The sequence below is a fragment of the Flavobacterium zhairuonense genome, from assembly GCF_004352915.1.
Taxonomy (GTDB): domain Bacteria; phylum Bacteroidota; class Bacteroidia; order Flavobacteriales; family Flavobacteriaceae; genus Flavobacterium; species Flavobacterium zhairuonense.
This window is the reverse complement of record NZ_SJSY01000073.1, coordinates 265,421-283,962: the sequence shown is the minus strand read 5'-3', so window position 1 is coordinate 283,962 and position 18,542 is coordinate 265,421. Positions and strand designations below refer to the sequence as shown.

Genomic DNA, 18,542 nt, shown 5'->3' with positions numbered 1-18,542 from the left:
CCTATGTTTAAAAAAGTAATAATAGCTGAAGATATCGATGCAATGAATTTAGGAATTCAACAGGTTTTGAAAGATTTAAATATTGCCGATTACCAACATTCTAAATTTTGTGATGATGCATTTCTAAAAATACGCGCCTCAATTCACAAAAATGAACCGTTTGATTTATTAATTAGCGATCTTTCCTTTAAAAAAGATCATCGTGAACCCAATATTATAAATGGAGATGAACTGGTTCAAAAAGTACGCGAATTACAGCCTAATATTAAAATAATTGTCTATTCTGTCGAAGACAAAAGCTTTCGTATTAAGTCGCTTTTTCAAAATGCCGAAATAGATGCTTTTGTTTTAAAAAGTTTGAACAGTATTGAAGAATTAAAAAAAGCAATCAATCTGATTTCAAGCTCTGATAAAAAATTTATTTCTCCAGAAATATCTTCTGCTTTACAGGAAAAAAACAATTTCGAAATAGAAGAATTGGATATTAAGATTTTAAAACATTTAGCCAACGGAACTTCTCAAGATGAAATAATAGAAATTCTAAAAGACTTAGGAACTAAACCGAACAGCAAAAGTGCTATGGAAAAAAGACTTTCGAGATTAAAAGACTTTTTTAAAGCCAATAATACGCTTCATTTGATTTCAATTGTAAAAGATATGGGAATAATTTAAATTCCTGTTATTCCTATTTTAAAGCTCCTTCGGGGGCTTTTTTTATTGCCGAAATTTAAAATTTTACGGATTATGGATTTCCGTAAAATACTGGTTTTATTGATTTTACTTTTGGGTTATTAATCAACTAATTAAAATTTAAAAAAAATTATGGAACACAAAGTAATACCATTTGCCGCTTCAATCGATTTAAAGAAAGACGCATCTGTACAAATTGCAGAACAATTAGAAAGTGCGATAAAATATCATACTGATAAAGGATGGAAATATGTCCGAGTAGAAAACATTACAACTTTTGTTCATGCAGAATTAGGATGTTTTGGAATTGGAGCAAGACCTGCACAAACACTTTTCACACACTTAATCGTTTTTGAAAAATAAAATGAAATATTTCGTTCTATTACTTATTCAATTGTATTGGATATTAATTCCTCAATCTAAAAGAAGAAAATGCATTTTTAAGAAATCTTGCTCCAATTATGTTTTTGAAACGACTCAAAAGGAAGGTTTCATAAATGGTCTGAAAGCATTCCGATTTCGATATAAAAACTGCAGAGGAAATTTTACCATTTTTCAAAATCCAATAGACAATAAAATTGAAATGATTCTTCCTTCTCAAATCATAATTGACAGAGAAGAAATTGCTGAAAGGTTAATTAATTAATCATAATATGAAATCAGGTATTTGTACTCTTTCTGAAGGACTCAATTCTAATTAGTTTTATTTAATATCATATATCTTAAAGCCTTTTAATTTTGATTTCACACCATCTAAAATATTTATTCAAACAGATAGCCTTTACTAAAACAGTATTGATCAGATTTCTAATTATTCTTTTTAAGAAAAATAAAAATATTGAGCTATTAAAATTAAACTACGAAACAAATCATTTGTTTAGAAATAGCTTTATTATAATTGATTATGAATTTGATAATGCTTTGTGGTATTCATTTAACAATAAAAAAACTTTAGAAAAGAGCATCAAAATTTTCAATCTAGAAAATATATCTCCAAGCATGGATATAGTAATTCATGGTTTTTTTAGAAAAAAGAAATATTCGCTAAAATTTGAGCCAACGCTAAAAATAGAAAACCAAAGTTTCAAAACAAATTTTTCAAATCTTTCCTTAAATCTGAAAGAGAATCTAATTCCTCGATTAACTCATCCTCTAATCGAGATTTCTATTTCAAAACCAGAAATAGAAACAGCAAAAGTTAATATAAAATATCAAGCAATTAATTTCAAACATAATACTTATAACCAAAACGAATTTATATGACACGAGAATATTACAAACTACCGGAATCGAGTGCATTAATGCGATTTTTATGGAAATGTGCGGGTGGCGATCGCTATTTACTTGAAAGAGCTACCTATTCTGATCAAATAAAATATATGTGTTTAGGAGGAATTGTTTTTGCGACTGGTGCTTTAGCCGGTATTGCAGGAGGTTATGCCTTTTATACCATATTCGAACCCAGAGGATCTGCAATCGATAATCCTATTGATTTACAAACTATTTGTATCGCTATCTTTTTTGGAATTGTTTGGGGATTAATGATATTCAATATTGACCGATTTATTGTAACAAGTACGGGAAAAGGAGATGGAACTGAAGCCATAACTATAGGAGAATTAAAAAGTGCTCTACCTAGAATTTTAATGGGAATGATTATAGCCATGACAATTTCAAAACCCGTAGAAATCCGAATGTTCAAAACAGAAATTGATATAAAATTACGAGAAAAGCAACTTGAACAACAAGTAGAATATCAATCAAAGGTTGATAAAACATATGCCGAAAGAGAAAAACTTTTACTAGGTGATTTCGGAAAAATTGAAAATCAAAGAGCCGATTTACTCAATCGAATTAAAGATTATGAAGCTCAATATCGAAAAGAAACCTCTGAAGGTCTGGGAGGCAGAGGACAAGGAGAAGGTCCTGTAGCAAGAGCTTTAAAAGTTCAACAAGAAAAACTAGAAGCAGAATTAAATAGATTCGATGAAATAAATAAGTCAGAACTAAATGATTTAAATACTAAAAAGAAACAGTTGCGATTAGAAAAAGATAAAGAAAGGAGTGATAATACTAAAATAGCCAATGGTCTCGATGGTTTGCTTGAACGTATAAAAATTGCTCATGAAGTAGCTGGTTTCTGGATTTCTCTTTTTATCACCTTACTGTTCATGGCAATAGAACTTACTCCTATTTTTTTCAAGTTAATGCTAACCAAAACTACCTATGACTATTTAGCAGAAAATCGTGATGAATTAATTAAGGCAGAATACGGGATTGAAGTAAAATATGATTATTACAAAGACAAACAGGGAGTTGAAAAACATTTGGTAGTTAATCATGAAGCTGAAAAGTTAATTTTTGAAAAAATAAAAGTTACTGAAATTCAAAAAGAACTTACAGAATACGCTGTAAAAAAATATAAAGAAAGAGAAATGAGTAAAATAGATAATAATCTGGATGCTTATATAAATTCAATCGAGAAAAATGAACAAAGCAGTTAACGAAATTCGGCTTTTTTTATTTACCTGTTCTGGAGAAGATAATTACATTTTAAAAAGATGTAATAAACGAATCCAGAAAAGATTTGCTTTACTTGGCTTTTTTGTTCTTCTGATATTTATTGGATGCTTTTTCAGTGCAACATTTTTCATTATTTCATTATTTAACGGAGCTCACATTTTTGGCATCATCATTGGTCTTATTTGGGGAGCAGTAGTTGTCAATATGTATTTATTGTTACTTCATACTATCTCACCAGCAATAATCCCTTTATCATCAAAAAGAAAAAAGAATAAAAGTTCTAATAACAATTTCGAAGAAATAAATCCGAACCAAAACAGTTCTTTAAATCTTTCTATGATTTTGAGAATTGGCTTTATGGCTTTACTAGCTATTATTATTGCCCAGCCTTTAAATGTATCTCTTCTTTCTTTCTCAGTACAAAGTGACATTGAAAAACATAAGATTTCGGAAAGAATTAAACTATATACATTAACAAATAAACAATTAATTAAAGAAGAGCTTCTAAATCAAAAAGACTTCAATTCTAAAATTATCAGCAAAGTAGGCTATAGAGAAGTAAACTCTTTAAAAAAACAAATTGGTGTAATCGATTTAAAAATTAAAACAGATAGTTTATTTATTATCAAGGCAACAAAGCAATTAGCTGAATTTAATAAAATTGATAACAAATTTAGTTTAAGCAATAAAGAAGAATTACAGAAAGCAAAAATATTAAATGACCTTGAAAATTTGCTAGACAATGAATTAACATCAGATCAGGATTTTCTAATAGATATCAACTCTATAGCTGTAGAAGGTTCTCTTAAAACAGATTTTGATAGCTTCAAAATAAAACTAAATGCTTTAGTCACAAATAAAATTGACAACTACAATTCTTTAAATATTCTTTTAGATAAAAGTAATTTTTATGTAAAAACAATTCAGTTATTATTTACTGGAAATCCAATTTCATGGATTGTTACAACAGTAGTTTGTTTAATATTCTTACTACCAATCTATTTTAAATATAAAGCTCGTGATTTATGTTCGAGAATATTCAAGACCAAAGAAACTAACGAATCAGATATTATCAAATTAAGGCAAGAACTTATAAACACAACTAATTTTAATTGGTTAGAAAATAAAATAAAATCAGTAAACATAAATAGTATTAGTACATCAGATTATTATTTTCAAAGAATGTTAATTGAACATCGCATTATTTTAGAAGAATACGACCATTCAAAAAAGCTTTTTACAAAAAAATTATCTCATAATATATCCTATTTCAACAGAGAATCATTAAATAGATTAGCTCCCCTATTAGAAAAACTAAAAAAGTTTAATATTCAAAAATATAATGAGATTGTAAGATCTATTAATAAAGAATATACGGACGAAGAAATGTTTAAATATGAATATTGGTTAGATTCTCCTTTTAGAACTAAAATGAGGTTAATTACAAAGACTTCAAATGATGAAAAAGGACTACTAGAATTTCTCTATGATCAAAAACCCGAAAACGATTAGAAAATGCTAGATAAAGTAGTAAATATCATCAATGAAGAAACTTTTGTAGGAGAAGACAATCTAACCTATAAAAAAATTACATGTGAAATTCTTATACCAAGAAAGACATATTTAAAAGGAATTATTTCTGGAAAATATAGAGGTATCAAAATCGATGACGATTATGAGAAAGCTGATTTGTTTGATTTTGAAATTTATGAAGCAAATGTAACAACTGAAAGTCGTGATGACTTTAGAGCTAACGAACCATTTATTTTTCCTAGAGATTTTGAAAATGTTATTAAAAGGAAAAGAATAAAAGGGAATAAATTTCCAAAAGAAAAATTACCAAAAGATCTTCCCGTTACAATAACTGCAAATGAAAAATTATTTGGAGTAAATGTATTAGAACCAAAATTATTTGAATTTGAAATAATAAGAAAGCTTCACCAAACAGAAGGTGATGAAATTTTCGGATCTTTTAATGCTTACATTACAGGATATATTATTGATGAAACGAGAGAAATCGGAGAAAAAGTCATTCTGGCTCAAGATGAAGTAACTTCTATTCTAGAAACTCCTTTAATTTGTGTATGTAGCAATATTGAAACAGGTAAAACAGAAATTAAAAACAATTATATACGAAGAGAATATAAATGCAAAAATCATAATGATAATGTTTGGGGTAATTGGGAATATTTAAAAAATAGTCAGCCATTAAATTTTAGATCTCGTAATAATATTGGCAATAATCCAGGGTGCGCAAGTCAAGGTATTGGCATTCTTGGCATTTTATTCGGATTAGCATTTATAATATTTATGCTTCCAAGCATTTTATATATTATTTCCCTTTTCGCAATTATTCTAATTTTAGGTAATCTTGGATCATTTTTCAAACCATTATTTAGAATAATTGGAATATTATTTTTAATTGGATTTATTGCTTCTCTAATTCATTCTATTAGCACACAATCACATACATATAACCCAAAACCGCTAATTGTTGATTCACCAAAAGAAATAGCTCCGTATATTCCCATTGACGAAACTAAGCATGAAGACCAAAATATTGAAAATGATAGTATCATAACAAGATATAGATCATGGAAAGATTATTCTGGAAACCAATATGAAGGTCAATATAAAATTAAATTAAGTGATTATAAAAAAGCTCATCTGTTCAAGCAAAGTCTTCCTTTAAGCTCAAATACTATGAATGCTTATGATAAGGTTATTTTTGATTTAAAAGAATTTGATAAAAATAATTTTAATAGCCTACTTCAACTTTTTGATAGTATTGGTAAAACAAAAAAATTAAACGAAATACAATTTGCAGAAATGATTGTAACATTTGTTCAAGATATACCATATGCTTTAGTACTTGATAAAGAGTGCAATTCTAATTTATACAGTGATCGTTTTACAAGGAATTATCTTTCAAGCAATAAAGGAGATTGTAATGGAAATCAACGATTTGGAATCAATACTCCTGTAGAATTTTTAGTAAATCTAAAAGGCGACTGTGACACACGCACATTATTATTGTACAGTATTCTAACTCATTACAATTATGATATTGCACTTATGAGTAGTGAATTTTATGGACACTCAATAATTGGAATTAATTTGCCAATTAACGGTACTGCTTATAATTATAACAACCAAAAATATATTCTATGGGAAACAACAGCTCCAAATGCTAAACCTGGAAATATACCAAATGAAATTTCAAATTTAAACAACTGGAGAATATCTTTAAAATCAAAATAATTATGGACAAACAAAGCTTATTTTTTACATGTATTGTAGCAATAGTTTCAACTTTATTAATGCTAATGTCAATTCAATTTTTAGCAAAAAAATTAAACATCAAATCTGAACAACAAGAAAAAATAAATCTTTCATATACTATATGGCATGTTTCAATTCTCGTTACTTATTTCTTATTCTTAAAAGTTGCTTTAGAATTAATAGAAAATTCAATTGAAATAATCATCTATTCAAAAACAATAGAAAATACATTTTTGATCTCAATGCAAAAAATTACAATTTTTATTGGCTTTACTTTTTTCTTCACTTTCATATCTTATTTTACTGTTGAAAAAATACTGCAATTATCATTTGGTAAAAGATTAGATAGTATTGAGATTGAAAAGGAAAATATTGGTTATTATCTTCTAAAAGGTTTTTTATTGATACTATTTACTTTTTCTCTAATTACCATTTTTGAACATTTTTTAAAATGGTTTACTCCAACAATTGATACTCCGTTTTATCACTAATTATAAATAGATTACAAATTTTTACCCGATTACGGATTTCCATAAAATATTGATTTTACAGGTTTTACTTTTGAATAACTAATCTTAAAATCAATATTTTATGGAAATGAATATTCAATTAAAATCGCTTGCCGATAAGATAAATCAGCTAAAAAGTAAAATTGAAACGGAAGAATCTACAAAACATGCTTTTGTGTTGCCTTTCATACATATTTTGGGTTATGACGCTTTTAATCCGTTAGAAGTAGTTCCTGAATTTACCGCAGATCTTGGACTGAAAAAAGGAGAGAAAGTTGATTATGCTATTTTTCAAAATGGAGAGCCTATTATAATTGTAGAATGCAAAAGTTGGAAAGAAAATCTTACGGTTCATAATTCGCAGTTATTCCGTTATTTTCATGTTACAAAAACCCGGTTTGCGCTTTTGACAAATGGCATTACGTATCAATTTTTTACCGATTTAGATGATCAAAACAAAATGGATGAAAAACCATTTTTAGAATTTGACATCAGCAATCTAAAAGAAAATACAATAAACGAAATTGCAAAATTTCATAAAGCCAATTTTGATGTCAATAATATTGTAAGTAATGCAAGTTCTCTAAAATACATTAAAGAAATAAAAAAGCAGATAAGTGCAGAATTAGAAAATCCTTCAAATGATTTTACAAAACTTTTTGCCAATAAAGTTTACGCAGGAAGACTGACTGAAAAAGTTGTTGATGAATTTAAAGACTTGGTTCAAAAATCAGTAAATCAATTTATCAATGATAAAATTAATGATCGTTTAAATGCCGCTTTAACTAAAGAAACAATCAAACAGCAAGTCGAAGAAATTTCAGTTATTGAAGACGACAATAAAATTAATACAACTGAAGAAGAACTTGACGGTTATCGAATAGTGGTTGCCATTTTACGTCGAAAACTCTCAATTAACAGAATTGTTTATCGCGATACGCAATCCTATTTTGGAATTTTACTAGACGATAATAATCGTAAACCTTTATGCAGACTACATCTTAATGGTGGTAAAAAATATATAAGTCTTTTTAATGATAATAAAATCGAATCTAAAATTTCAATTTCATCAATTGATGATATTTATCAATTTGAAAAAGAGTTATTAGACACAGTCGCAATTTACGAAACAGAATAAAATCACGTATAAGTACTTATCTTAATAAACTCCATCTTAATTAGATTTAGCAACTAAATAAAGCTTCTAACTCCAACCTAAATACCTGATAGCCTATGCAAAAAAAATACCTCATCTTGCTTTTATTATTTACGTTTTATTCTTGCAAAAAATCTGGTGCTCTGCCTCCACAGCACATCAATACGTTTTATAAGGAATCAGTTACCGCAGACGACCGAAAAACCATTACACCAGAAGAAGCTAAAACTTATCACGTAAATAAAACTTATCAATATGAATACCGCACTGGAATTCCAGGTCATTACGAATACAATTATGATGTAAAAGGAATTAATACAAGAGGCGATTCAGTTTTTGGAAATATAAATGTTCAAGGAAAATATGGTGCAGGAATTTTAATAACAGATAGTATTCCTGAGCTAGAAATTTGTACAGAATGGATTTCTCATGGAAAATTAAAAGCGTTTGATAATAACAGAAATGAATATCAATTAGTAGTAAAATAAATTAGATGAAAAATGAAATATACTTTATTACTTCTCTTCGTTTTTTTAACTTCATTTTGTCCTCCCGAAACGACAGTATATTTATGCGGTCCAACAGGTGCCAAGAAATATCATTATAATGCAAACTGCCGCGGACTAAGTTCTTGTAATCATGAAATTACAAAGGTTACCCTTAAAAAAGCTCAAGGATACGGTTTGACTCTTTGTGGTTGGGAAGATTAATTTCTTTTTTTTATCATTCAATGGCTATTTTATGAATGATGTAATCTTCTTAACTAAAAAATAAAATCAAAGAGAGAAATAAACCTCATCAAATAAAAAATCTCCCAAAACAAAGCCTATTTTGGGAGTTTTTTATTTATTTTTCTGCACTAGATTTATGTGCGTACTTTCGAAAAATATCTTTTGTGACTGGTTTCAATGCAATGTTATTTTCAGGATGCCTTCCGTGACCATTAAAAAAGTCAATTCCATTAGCAGTTTGGGCATACCAAATGATAGCGCGTCCATATTTATCAAAACAAATAGTATTATCATCAATATCTACTTTCTGCAAATGAACCAAACTTTCATCTAATAATTCAACTGGATTTCGTGTAAGCGAACTTTGTGATTTCAAATCGCATCTAACAAGCTCATAATGATCACCAGACCACTGCATACACTCTTTCTGCGGAAGCGCCAGATAAATAATAACACCAATTAAACAAACAACAGCGGTTATTGATGCCATTCGAAACATTTTAAATTTTGACTTATAAATTCTAATTTTTCTTTTCTTATTTGGCGTTTTCACAAAAACTACGTTTTCAGAATGGTTCAAGTTTTCCGCAGTTTTCTCCATTTCATTTTTGTCTAAAACGTCGGCACCAAAAACAGTAATTTGCTCTTCTTGAGACATTGCTTTAGCCTTAAATTTTCTGAAAGGTCTTGGCTGAAAATCGGTCAAAATTGCCGCCATATCAACGGTATCAATTTTTAGAGGTTCTTTCTCCCCCTTCAAAAATGCGCCTACTTTTTTATACTTATCCGTATAAGTTGTGCAGGTATCTTCTATATTTTTATCAAAAGGAACACCTTTAAAATCCCAATACACTTTTAAATCGTCTGGAGCAGGATTTTCACGTAATATTTTCCAACATAAATCTCTCAAATGGGCTTGAGAAGGTGTTTCCAGATAATTAGAGTTTTCCCCTAATTCTTTTTCGCTATTATATTTTCTTCGTATAGCTTCTTTATAAGCTTTTTCATAGTTGCATCGTGTAATGTGGTCCATATACATTCAGGATTTTCAGGATTTTTAGCATTAATTCTCGGATTTTTCAAGAAAATCAGGAATATTTGGAATATTCGGATTTCCTTCTCAATTCAGAGGAAAATACATGATTACTTTGCCTTCGAATTAGTTCTCGTTTTGACTCGCGATCATAACAAATGTACAAAACTAGTTTGCCTATAAATTGCGGGAAACCGTAAATTTTAGTTTAGGAGGAAAGCCTAAATCAAGACTTACTATTTCATGCGCTTTTCTTCGCAAACAGAAAGTTTCATTGCACAAAAAACGATTCAGAACAATTCTGAATAGCAATGCTTATGCCAAATTTTTAAGCCATAATAAAAAAGAAAAAATATTTTTTCGCCCTATTTGAACACAATATTATTTTCTTGTTATCATGATAAATATGATGGTGTTAAAAAAGAAATAGAGCCTGCAAAATCAAATTATACCTACGATGGTTCCAGAAGATGTTTTACCACCGTCGCCAAAAGATGAATAAAAAAATTGTACTTAATAATTAATTACTACTTTCGGCGAAAGTAAATCTTATGCTGGGATCTCTATTTTATGTTTCATTATAGTTGTTTTTCTTATTTCATGCAAAGGCAAAACAGCTGTTCCTTTGAAAAATGATTTCCAAAATACGGAAAACCGTATTTTGCTTACAAAGAGAACCATTAATTTTGACACTGAACCTGATAAAGGTTTTAAAGTAAAGATATCCATGCCTAAATAATTTTTTATGTTTAAAAAAGTAATAATAGCCGAAGATCTAGATAGCATCAGTTTTGGAATCGAACAAGTCCTGAAAGATTTAGGAATTAAAAATTTCGATTATTCCAAATATTGTGACGATGCCTTTTTAAAAATACGAAAAGCGATTCAAGACAATGAACCTTATGATTTATTGATAAGCGACCTTTCGTTCAAAACAGATCATCGAGAGGTAAAACTTACTAGCGGTGATGAATTGGTACAGAAAACAAGAGAAATCCAGCCTAATATTAAAATTCTAACTTATTCTGTAGAGGACAAAAGCTACCGCATCAAATCACTTTTTGAAAATGCCGCAATAAATGCTTTTGTTTTGAAAGGAAGAAACAGCATTGAAGAACTTAAAAAAGCAATCGGGGTTATTTCAGCTTCTGACGACAAATTTATTTCGCCTGAAATTGCCTCTGTACTTCAAGAAAAAAACAGCTTTGAAATTGATAACATCGATATTACAATTCTGAAATACCTTGCTGAAGGAAAATCGCAAGACGATATTATCGAAATTTTCAAAAATGCCAATATAAAGCCCAACAGCAAAAGCGCCATTGAAAAAAGATTGTCCAAACTGAAAGATTTTTTTAAAGCCAGTAATACGGTTCAGCTTGTTTATATTGCAAAAGATATGGGGATTATTTAAGATTGTCCCCAAAGGTTTCTCTTGCGCTTTTCACCGATTTTTCTGGAACTTTTATCGTATTTAATCATTTGATAATAATGACTTTACAATTTATTCACATTAGTTTTCTTAATTTGAATAAAACAAAAAGTTATGAAATTCTTTAATCTAAATTTTCTAGTATCATTCAAAGAATGGCTTTTTTTAAGAGCAATGCAATCTTCTTTCCTTCATTAATAAATTAAAAAGGGAAGAGTAATTGAATGAATAAAATTGACAAATCATTTTTGAACAAAAATCAATTTGGTGAAGATTTCTTGTGGGGTGTTTCAACCGCCGCTTTCCAAATTGAAGGAGCTCATGATACCGACGGAAAAGGTTCTTCGATCTGGGATGTTTTTACCACTCAGAAAGGAAAAATCAAAAACGGGCATCATGCTATAACTGCTTGTGATTTCTATAATTCGTATCAAACAGACATTAGTCTGATTCGCGAATTAAATATTCCTAATTTTCGATTTTCAATATCTTGGACTCGAATTATGCCAACAGGAATTCATCCTGTAAACCAAGCCGGAATCGACTATTACAATAAAATTATTGATTCACTTTTGGCACAAGGAATAGAACCTTGGGTGACACTTTATCATTGGGATTTGCCACATGCACTTGAGGAAAAAGGCGGATGGACCAATCGCGAATCTGTTTCTTGGTTTTCAGATTATGTGGATATTTGTGCTAAACATTTTGGCGATCGCGTAAAAAATTGGATGGTCATTAATGAACCTTCTGTTTTTACTGGCGCAGGATATTTTTTGGGCATTCATGCGCCTGGAAAAAAAGGCATCACAAATTATATCAAAGCCATGCATCATGTGACTTTAGCAACAGTTGCTGGCGCAAAAAAACTCCGTGAAAATGTTGCAGATGCAAATATCGGAACAACTTTTTCCTGCACACATATAGAACCTTTTTCTCAAAATCAAAAGGATATCGAAGCAGCAAAACGTGTTGATACATTGCTAAACCGAACTTTTATAGAACCGCTTTTAGGTCTTGGTTATCCGCAGGAAGATCTGCCGGTTTTAAAAAAATTGAATAATTATATTCTTGAAGATGATCGAAACAATCTTGCGTTCGACTTTGACTTCATCGGACTTCAATGTTACACTCGAGAAGTTGTAAAAGCATCATTATTGACGCCATATATTGGTGCCGAGCTAATAAGCGCCGAAAAACGAAATGTTATTTCCACCGAAATGGGCTGGGAAGTTTATCCACCAGCGCTTTATCATATTTTAAAACGATTCAACAGCTACGAAGGCATCAAAAAAATCATAATTACTGAAAACGGCGCCGCTTTTCCTGACACCGTTACAAATGGAAAAGTGTATGATATAAAACGTACACATTTCATTCAAGATCATTTGGAACAAATTTTAAAAGCCAAAGAAGAAGGCCTAAATGTTGACGGTTATTTTGTTTGGACTTTAACTGATAATTTTGAATGGGCAGAAGGTTATAATGCCCGATTCGGATTAATTCATATCGATTTTGAAACGCAGAAAAGAACCATAAAAAATTCTGGATTATGGTTTAAAGATTTTTTATCCTAAAACTTATTCGTTAAAAATAGAAAAAGCCTTTCGCATTATATGTGAAAGGCTTTTTTATGTGAAATAAGATCGATCATCTGTTATTGAAATCTGAATTTATAATTCTGCTTTTGAATTCCGATATAAAGCTTACCGTTGCTTTGTAAGTGGGCTGTCACTTTAATATATTTTTCTTCTGGATATTTTATATCATAACTAAAGGTCGTATCTTTTGTTTTGATTTGAATCACATGTTTTCCATCATCAGATATTGAAAATTTTGCTGTTTCATAAGTTGGCATTTCATCCGTTGCTTTTAAGTTGATATCCTGAACTTTTGTTTTGTCCAGAAACACTTCCAGTTTTAAATTATCCAATTTCATATTCGTTGGCTGTTCAAACGACACTACGTATTTTTTACAGCCAAAAGCAGATAAAAGAATTAATAGTATTAAAAGCTTTTTCATATATAATATTTTAAATTGATTCTTGACCCAAATCAGATTGTTTTACTCTTTTATAAATATAAATAATTTTATTCCAAATCAGTTTAAAAACCAAATTTAATCCTTTCCATTTATAAAGCAATTTTCAATAAAAAAACACAAAAAAAGTTCTGAAAAAAGATGAAAAAATTCACTTATTTTACTGATTTTATTAGGTTTAACGAGATTTTTTTCTTATCTTTATAGTATAAATACCACTACAATATATGCCAAAAAACAAATTATTTACATGCCTAAATTACACTTCAAAAAATTATTCTTTTTCCATTTTATTGCATTTTATTTTTCAAAATGCTTTCAATCTTCATTTGGAAATTATTCTGCCTTATCTTTTTTCTGCACATAATTTAAACAAGCAGAAGACGCCAGTAAGACCGTTCCTATTGCAATCTTAATTACTCTTTTAAGCGGTATGTTCTGAGCTATTTTTTTAGAATTAGAATATAGGTCTTTTAAATCCAAAAAAGGATTTCCTTTTTCAGGAGACTCTTTAGACTCCTTATTTTCATTTTTCACAAAACTCTTCGATTCTATGACTTCATTCTCGATTTCAGCAGTTGATTTAATTCTTTCTGCATTTTTAGCCATTTTAGCTTCCTCAATTCTACACTTTTCATTAAACTTTTTAAAAGGGCGCGGCTGAAAATCAACCAGAATTGCCGCAAGATTTATCGCGTCAATATTTGATGGATCTGTTTCGCCTTTAAAAAAGGTTTCGATTGGCCTAAACTTGTCTTTTTGCTCCTTAAACTTATTCTTTTTTGTATGATCAAAATCTAAACACAATAAATTCTTAAAAACATTCAAATCATCTTGCGTTGGATTGTTTTCGAAAATAAGCCAACACAAATCGCGGAGTTTTCCTCGAGATGGACTAAACAAATAATCAAAGTGTTTTCCCTCCTTTTCGAGTTCGTATTTAATTTTAATCGCCTTTTTATACTCTTCTAATGTATTATTCATCTTGTCTTTTTTAAGAAACTCTCTGGGGTCTTTATTTTCATTTTTAATCTAAATCTTTTTATATGCCTTTACTTTTGACTTCTAAAATTCAAATTATTTTCAGCGTTTTCAATTTTTATTTTGATTCCACATTATTGCCACTTTTTTTTTCAGTTCACCCAACTTTCTTCGGGATTTTTACCTCTATTAAAATAGAGATTCATCTAAATTCAAACAACATTTAATAAAAAATAGGCATTGCATTTTTATTTTATTGGGAAATTTCAGGAATCTCAGGAAAACGCAGGAATTCCGGGAATTCCTTATCTACAGTAGCCTAGAAGTGCCTTTCCTTTGCATAAGAAATTAGTTCAAGTTTTGTCTGCAGACTAAAACAAAAATAAAAAACTAGTTCTAATTAACATTGTGGAAAACCGTAAGACCGAGTTTATTCGGGAAGTTTAAATTACGTCTTACAGTTCTACACGATCAACTTCCCAAAACAATTTGGTATTGCCAATAACAAACTCTGGATAACTCCGGACAGCAATACCTATGTCTAATTTCTAAATCAAATCAAAATGAAAAAGCTATTATTTTTTAGCGCTATTGCGTTAATGTTCACTATATTTTCTTGTACTCCGGATGAGTTTGAAACGCAACCAAAACAAGAAACAAAAAAAACTATTAATCCAGCAAAAGATACCTTTGCTGATGATGGACCTGGTGATGATGGAACCAAGAATCCACCTCCACCAACAACGCCACCACCAGCTGATGAATAATATATTTTTTAGTATCTAATTAATTACTATTTTCGGGGAAAGTAAATTTATATGTTACGGTCCCCGTTTTTTTATTTTATAATTCTTCTTTCTCTTTTTTCATGTAAAGAAAAAAAGACCGTCAGCCCTAACACAGAAGCTACTCAGAAAGAAGCGCTTAGCTTACGAAATAAAGGGATTGAAAACATCGAAAAACAAAACTTTAATACTGCTTTTTTTGAATTTAACAAATCTAAAGCACTCTATGAGACTTTAAAAGATAGTGCCAATATTGGATATATATTAATCGAAATGGCATCAATACAGCAAGTCAATGGTGATTATTATGGTAGTAAGGAAACCTTAACCGAAGCATTAAATTATGTCAAAAAAAACAGCGTCTATACAGCGTCTATAAATCATTTGCTTGGTATTGCTGACAAAGAACTTTCTTTTTATGATGATGCTATTTTTTATTATAAAGAGTCTGCAAAAGAACAAACCGATTCCATTGAAAAACTAAGCCCTATAAGTAATATTGCGCCAATCTACATTCAACAAAAAAAATACGATAAAGCAATTACACTTCTGGAATCTATTCTGAACAGAAAAATACCATACAACAAATTTAAACCGAGTACAATACCTACAATTCAAGACAATTTGGGTTATGCTTATTTTAAAAAGGGAATGGATGGAAAAGGATTTTATCTAATGAATAAAGCACTCCAAAAAAGAAATGAAATCAATGACACTTACAGAACTATTGAAAGCTACCTTCATTTAGCAGATTATTATTCCAAAAAAGACGTTCAGAAATCTGATGAAAGTGCACTAACAGCATACAATATTTCCACAAAACTAAACAGTGTTGATGAAAGATTAGAAGCCTTGCAAATTTTAATTTCAAATGACCACAGCCCTAAAAAACAAAAATATGTTCAAAAGTATTTTACGCTAAACGATAGTATCATTAAGGTTAGAAACAACTTCAAAAATAAATTCGCCAAAATTAAATATGATGCTAAAAAAGAAAAAGACGAAAATGAAAAACTTCGTTTAGAAAAAGCTGAAAACCAGTTAGCGCTTCAAAAAGAAAAATTTCTGCGAATTGTATTAGTAATCATATTTGTTTTCCTTGTCATTTTAATAGCAATCCTAATACGCTATTATAAAAATAAAAACAAGGCAATCGAATTTAAAGCTTCATATGAAACCGAAACCAGAATTGCTAAAAAAATCCATGATGAATTAGCAAACGATGTTTTTAACGTAATTGCTTTTACGGAATCTCAGCCTTTGTCTGTAGAGAATACAAAAGAGAATCTTCTTCAAAAATTGGATGATATTTATGGCCGTGTAAGGGGAATTTCAAAAGAAAATAATAAAATTGATACTGGTGCAAATTTCACCAGAAACATAAAAGAACTGCTTTCGACTTATAACACACGTGAAAGAAATATCATTTTTAATAATTTAGAAAATATAAACTGGGACATTATTGATGATATAAAAAAAATTACCGTTAACCGAATCCTGCAAGAGCTTTTGGTAAATATGAAAAAACACAGCAAGGCAAATCTTGTTGCCATAAAATTTGAAAGCGATCAAAACTCAATTTTCATCAATTACACCGATAACGGCATTGGTTGCGACAAAGATAAGATTATAAAAAACGGTCTGCAGAATATGGAAAGCCGCATTCAGGCCATTAAAGGATCAATAAATTTTGAAACAGAACCAGACAAAGGTTTTAGAACCAAAATAGTTATTCCTAAATAAGCAAAAACTTAAAAAGCCTTTCAGAAATGTTCTGAAAGGCTTTTTTCTTCAAAACAATAATAATTTCTAACTTTGTTTTGCGCCTGCATTATTTATTTGTTTTTTAAAGCGTTACTCTTAAAAACTTAATTAATAAACTAAAAATTAATAAATGCAATTCAAACATTTTTTACCGTCAGAAATTTTAAAGCCGTATCTGAAGCATTACTATATTTTCGAATCAGATTCTGACACAGCGTTTGAAGACACCGTTTTTCCAAGTGGCGAAATGGAAATAATTTTTAACCTTGGTGAAGGCATTTGGGAATCTCTTGAAAATCAAAAATTTTACAAAACGCCAAAAATTGAATTGTGGGGCCAAATAACAAAACCATTACCTATTAAATCAAAAGGCAAGCATACCATGTTGGGAATTCGATTTTACACGCATTCAGCAGCATACTTTTTTAATGATGACGTTGGAGTTTTTAATGATCAAATTTTAGATTTGGAAGATATAATTGGAAATCCTATAAAAGTGCTTCATTCCCAACTTTTAGAAACTTTGGATATTTTTAAAAGAATCGAACTGATCGAAGATTTTTTGTTGAAGAAAATCATTGCAAACAACAAAAAAACACATCAAATTGAAAAGGTTGCTAAGATTTTATCTAGTTTACTAAAAGATCCAACAGAAAACAATATTCATATTGTAGCAACCAAATATGGGATGACGCCAAGATATCTGCATAAATTAGTTTTTCAACATACTGGTCTTGCACCGAAATCATTCAATAAAATAAAACGTTTTCAACATAGCTTAAAACTTATTTCAGAAAACGAATATCCTTTTACTTCTATCGCTTATGATTCTGGTTATTTTGATCAATCTCATTTCATTAGAGATTTTAAAGCATTTACAGGCATAACACCAACCGCTTATCTAGAAAATCAATTCCCAATAAACCAGCTAATCGCATAAATATCGAACTGTTCCGATTTGTACAATTTAAAAGTTTTTAGTCGTACTATCTTTGATTCAAATAATATTAAACTATTCTTTTTATCAGAACTTAAAAACTTTTATCATGAAAAATTATGTTTTTTACACCACATTCAAACTTTTCGTATTTTCACTTCTATCCTCATTTTTATTTTTTAGCTGTAATTCAGACCAAAAAAATAAATCGACTGATGATTTAGCCGAAGCCAAAGAAGCAATTCAGAAAAGCAACGCCATATACTTTGATTCCTTCATCAAAAATGATCCATCGATATTTATAGATCGCTATGCCGAAGATGCCTCAATAATGCTTCCAAATGCTCCTCAAATTTATGGCAAGGAAGGAGCAGCTAAGTTTTTTAGAAAAGCCTATGACGAATATGGTCTTAGAGGTGGAAAATTCATCACTACTGCCGTATATGGAGATGGGAAAGAATTTGTTACCGAAGAAGGGCTCTGGCAATCTTTTAACTCAAAAGGAGAATTAATGGATGATGGAAAATTTCTTGTTCTTTGGAAAAAAACGCAAAAAGGATGGAAAATGTTTAGAGACTCTTTTAGCAGTAATCGTGAATTCAAATAAAAAATTAACGAATGTTTTGAAATCAAATTTAGTAGAAATAAAAAACCTTCCGGAATTATGAATCCGGAAGG

General features: G+C 29.6%; 19 protein-coding genes. 16 read left to right on the top strand and 3 right to left on the bottom strand.

Annotated features, from left to right (window positions below; genetic code table 11):
- Positions 1–3 precede the first annotated feature (3 nt).
- The 10 genes from EYY60_RS13465 (at position 4) to EYY60_RS13420 (ending at position 8,648) form a co-directional block, all read left to right on the top strand.
- Positions 4–672, top strand: coding sequence for a response regulator (locus EYY60_RS13465; RefSeq protein ID WP_132989834.1), 669 nt, complete (start codon positions 4–6; stop codon positions 670–672).
- Positions 673–822: 150 nt separating this feature from the next.
- On the top strand, positions 823–1,053 hold the full coding sequence (locus EYY60_RS13460; RefSeq protein ID WP_132989833.1) for a hypothetical protein: 231 nt from the start codon (positions 823–825) through the stop codon (positions 1,051–1,053).
- A 1-nt stretch (position 1,054) separates the two neighbouring features.
- A complete protein-coding gene (yidD, locus tag EYY60_RS13455; protein ID WP_132989832.1) occupies positions 1,055–1,336 on the top strand; it encodes a membrane protein insertion efficiency factor YidD in 282 nt (93 codons plus the stop codon).
- Positions 1,337–1,428: 92 nt separating this feature from the next.
- Entirely contained in the window at positions 1,429–1,953 is a 525-nt protein-coding gene (locus EYY60_RS13450; protein ID WP_132989831.1) for a hypothetical protein, read from the top strand.
- On the top strand, positions 1,950–3,194 hold the full coding sequence (locus EYY60_RS13445) for a DUF4407 domain-containing protein (protein WP_132989830.1): 1,245 nt from the start codon (positions 1,950–1,952) through the stop codon (positions 3,192–3,194). Before EYY60_RS13450 ends, EYY60_RS13445 begins: the two co-directional genes overlap by 4 nt.
- Positions 3,178–4,725 (top strand): DUF4407 domain-containing protein, encoded by a 1,548-nt coding sequence (locus EYY60_RS13440; protein ID WP_132989829.1) that lies wholly within the window; start codon positions 3,178–3,180, stop codon positions 4,723–4,725. The genes EYY60_RS13445 and EYY60_RS13440 overlap by 17 nt, the downstream gene beginning before the upstream one ends.
- Before the next feature lie 3 nt (positions 4,726–4,728).
- A complete protein-coding gene (locus EYY60_RS13435) occupies positions 4,729–6,474 on the top strand; it encodes a DUF308 domain-containing protein (protein ID WP_132989828.1) in 1,746 nt (581 codons plus the stop codon).
- A gap of 2 nt (positions 6,475–6,476) precedes the next feature.
- Positions 6,477–6,986 (top strand): hypothetical protein, encoded by a 510-nt coding sequence (locus EYY60_RS13430; RefSeq protein WP_132989827.1) that lies wholly within the window; start codon positions 6,477–6,479, stop codon positions 6,984–6,986.
- Between the two features lie 100 nt (positions 6,987–7,086).
- Positions 7,087–8,142 (top strand): type I restriction endonuclease, encoded by a 1,056-nt coding sequence (locus EYY60_RS13425; protein ID WP_132989826.1) that lies wholly within the window; start codon positions 7,087–7,089, stop codon positions 8,140–8,142.
- A gap of 95 nt (positions 8,143–8,237) precedes the next feature.
- Entirely contained in the window at positions 8,238–8,648 is a 411-nt protein-coding gene (locus tag EYY60_RS13420; protein ID WP_132989825.1) for a hypothetical protein, read from the top strand.
- A gap of 358 nt (positions 8,649–9,006) precedes the next feature.
- Here EYY60_RS13420 and EYY60_RS13410 read toward each other — a convergent pair whose 3' ends face one another.
- Positions 9,007–9,924, bottom strand: coding sequence for a hypothetical protein (locus tag EYY60_RS13410; protein ID WP_132989823.1), 918 nt, complete (start codon positions 9,922–9,924; stop codon positions 9,007–9,009).
- A 745-nt stretch (positions 9,925–10,669) separates the two neighbouring features.
- Here EYY60_RS13410 and EYY60_RS13405 point away from each other — a divergent pair.
- Together EYY60_RS13405 and EYY60_RS13400 are read left to right on the top strand one after the other, a co-directional pair.
- Positions 10,670–11,338: a helix-turn-helix domain-containing protein gene (locus EYY60_RS13405; protein WP_132989822.1), complete on the top strand. Its 669-nt coding sequence runs from the start codon at positions 10,670–10,672 to the stop codon at positions 11,336–11,338.
- A gap of 242 nt (positions 11,339–11,580) precedes the next feature.
- Positions 11,581–12,933 (top strand): GH1 family beta-glucosidase, encoded by a 1,353-nt coding sequence (locus EYY60_RS13400; RefSeq protein WP_132989821.1) that lies wholly within the window; start codon positions 11,581–11,583, stop codon positions 12,931–12,933.
- An 80-nt stretch (positions 12,934–13,013) separates the two neighbouring features.
- On the opposite strand, the gene EYY60_RS13395 is transcribed toward EYY60_RS13400, so the two are convergent.
- Together EYY60_RS13395 and EYY60_RS13390 are read right to left on the bottom strand one after the other, a co-directional pair.
- Positions 13,014–13,379, bottom strand: a complete 366-nt coding sequence (locus EYY60_RS13395; protein ID WP_132989820.1) for a hypothetical protein — start codon at positions 13,377–13,379, stop codon at positions 13,014–13,016.
- Positions 13,380–13,733: 354 nt separating this feature from the next.
- Complete coding sequence (locus EYY60_RS13390; protein WP_132989819.1) at positions 13,734–14,381, bottom strand: hypothetical protein; 648 nt, start codon at positions 14,379–14,381, stop codon at positions 13,734–13,736.
- A gap of 560 nt (positions 14,382–14,941) precedes the next feature.
- Here EYY60_RS13390 and EYY60_RS13385 point away from each other — a divergent pair.
- The 4 genes from EYY60_RS13385 to EYY60_RS13370 all read left to right on the top strand — a co-directional run bounded on the left by EYY60_RS13385 (position 14,942) and on the right by EYY60_RS13370 (position 18,471).
- Entirely contained in the window at positions 14,942–15,145 is a 204-nt protein-coding gene (locus EYY60_RS13385) for a hypothetical protein (RefSeq protein ID WP_132989818.1), read from the top strand.
- A gap of 291 nt (positions 15,146–15,436) precedes the next feature.
- Positions 15,437–16,906, top strand: a complete 1,470-nt coding sequence (locus tag EYY60_RS13380; RefSeq protein ID WP_317128862.1) for a tetratricopeptide repeat-containing sensor histidine kinase — start codon at positions 15,437–15,439, stop codon at positions 16,904–16,906.
- Between the two features lie 151 nt (positions 16,907–17,057).
- Positions 17,058–17,867 carry a helix-turn-helix domain-containing protein gene (locus EYY60_RS13375; RefSeq protein ID WP_132989816.1) on the top strand — a complete coding sequence of 270 codons (810 nt, stop codon included), beginning with the start codon at positions 17,058–17,060 and terminating at the stop codon, positions 17,865–17,867.
- Positions 17,868–17,973: 106 nt separating this feature from the next.
- Positions 17,974–18,471 carry a YybH family protein gene (locus EYY60_RS13370; protein WP_132989815.1) on the top strand — a complete coding sequence of 166 codons (498 nt, stop codon included), beginning with the start codon at positions 17,974–17,976 and terminating at the stop codon, positions 18,469–18,471.
- The last annotated feature ends 71 nt before the right edge of the window (positions 18,472–18,542 follow it).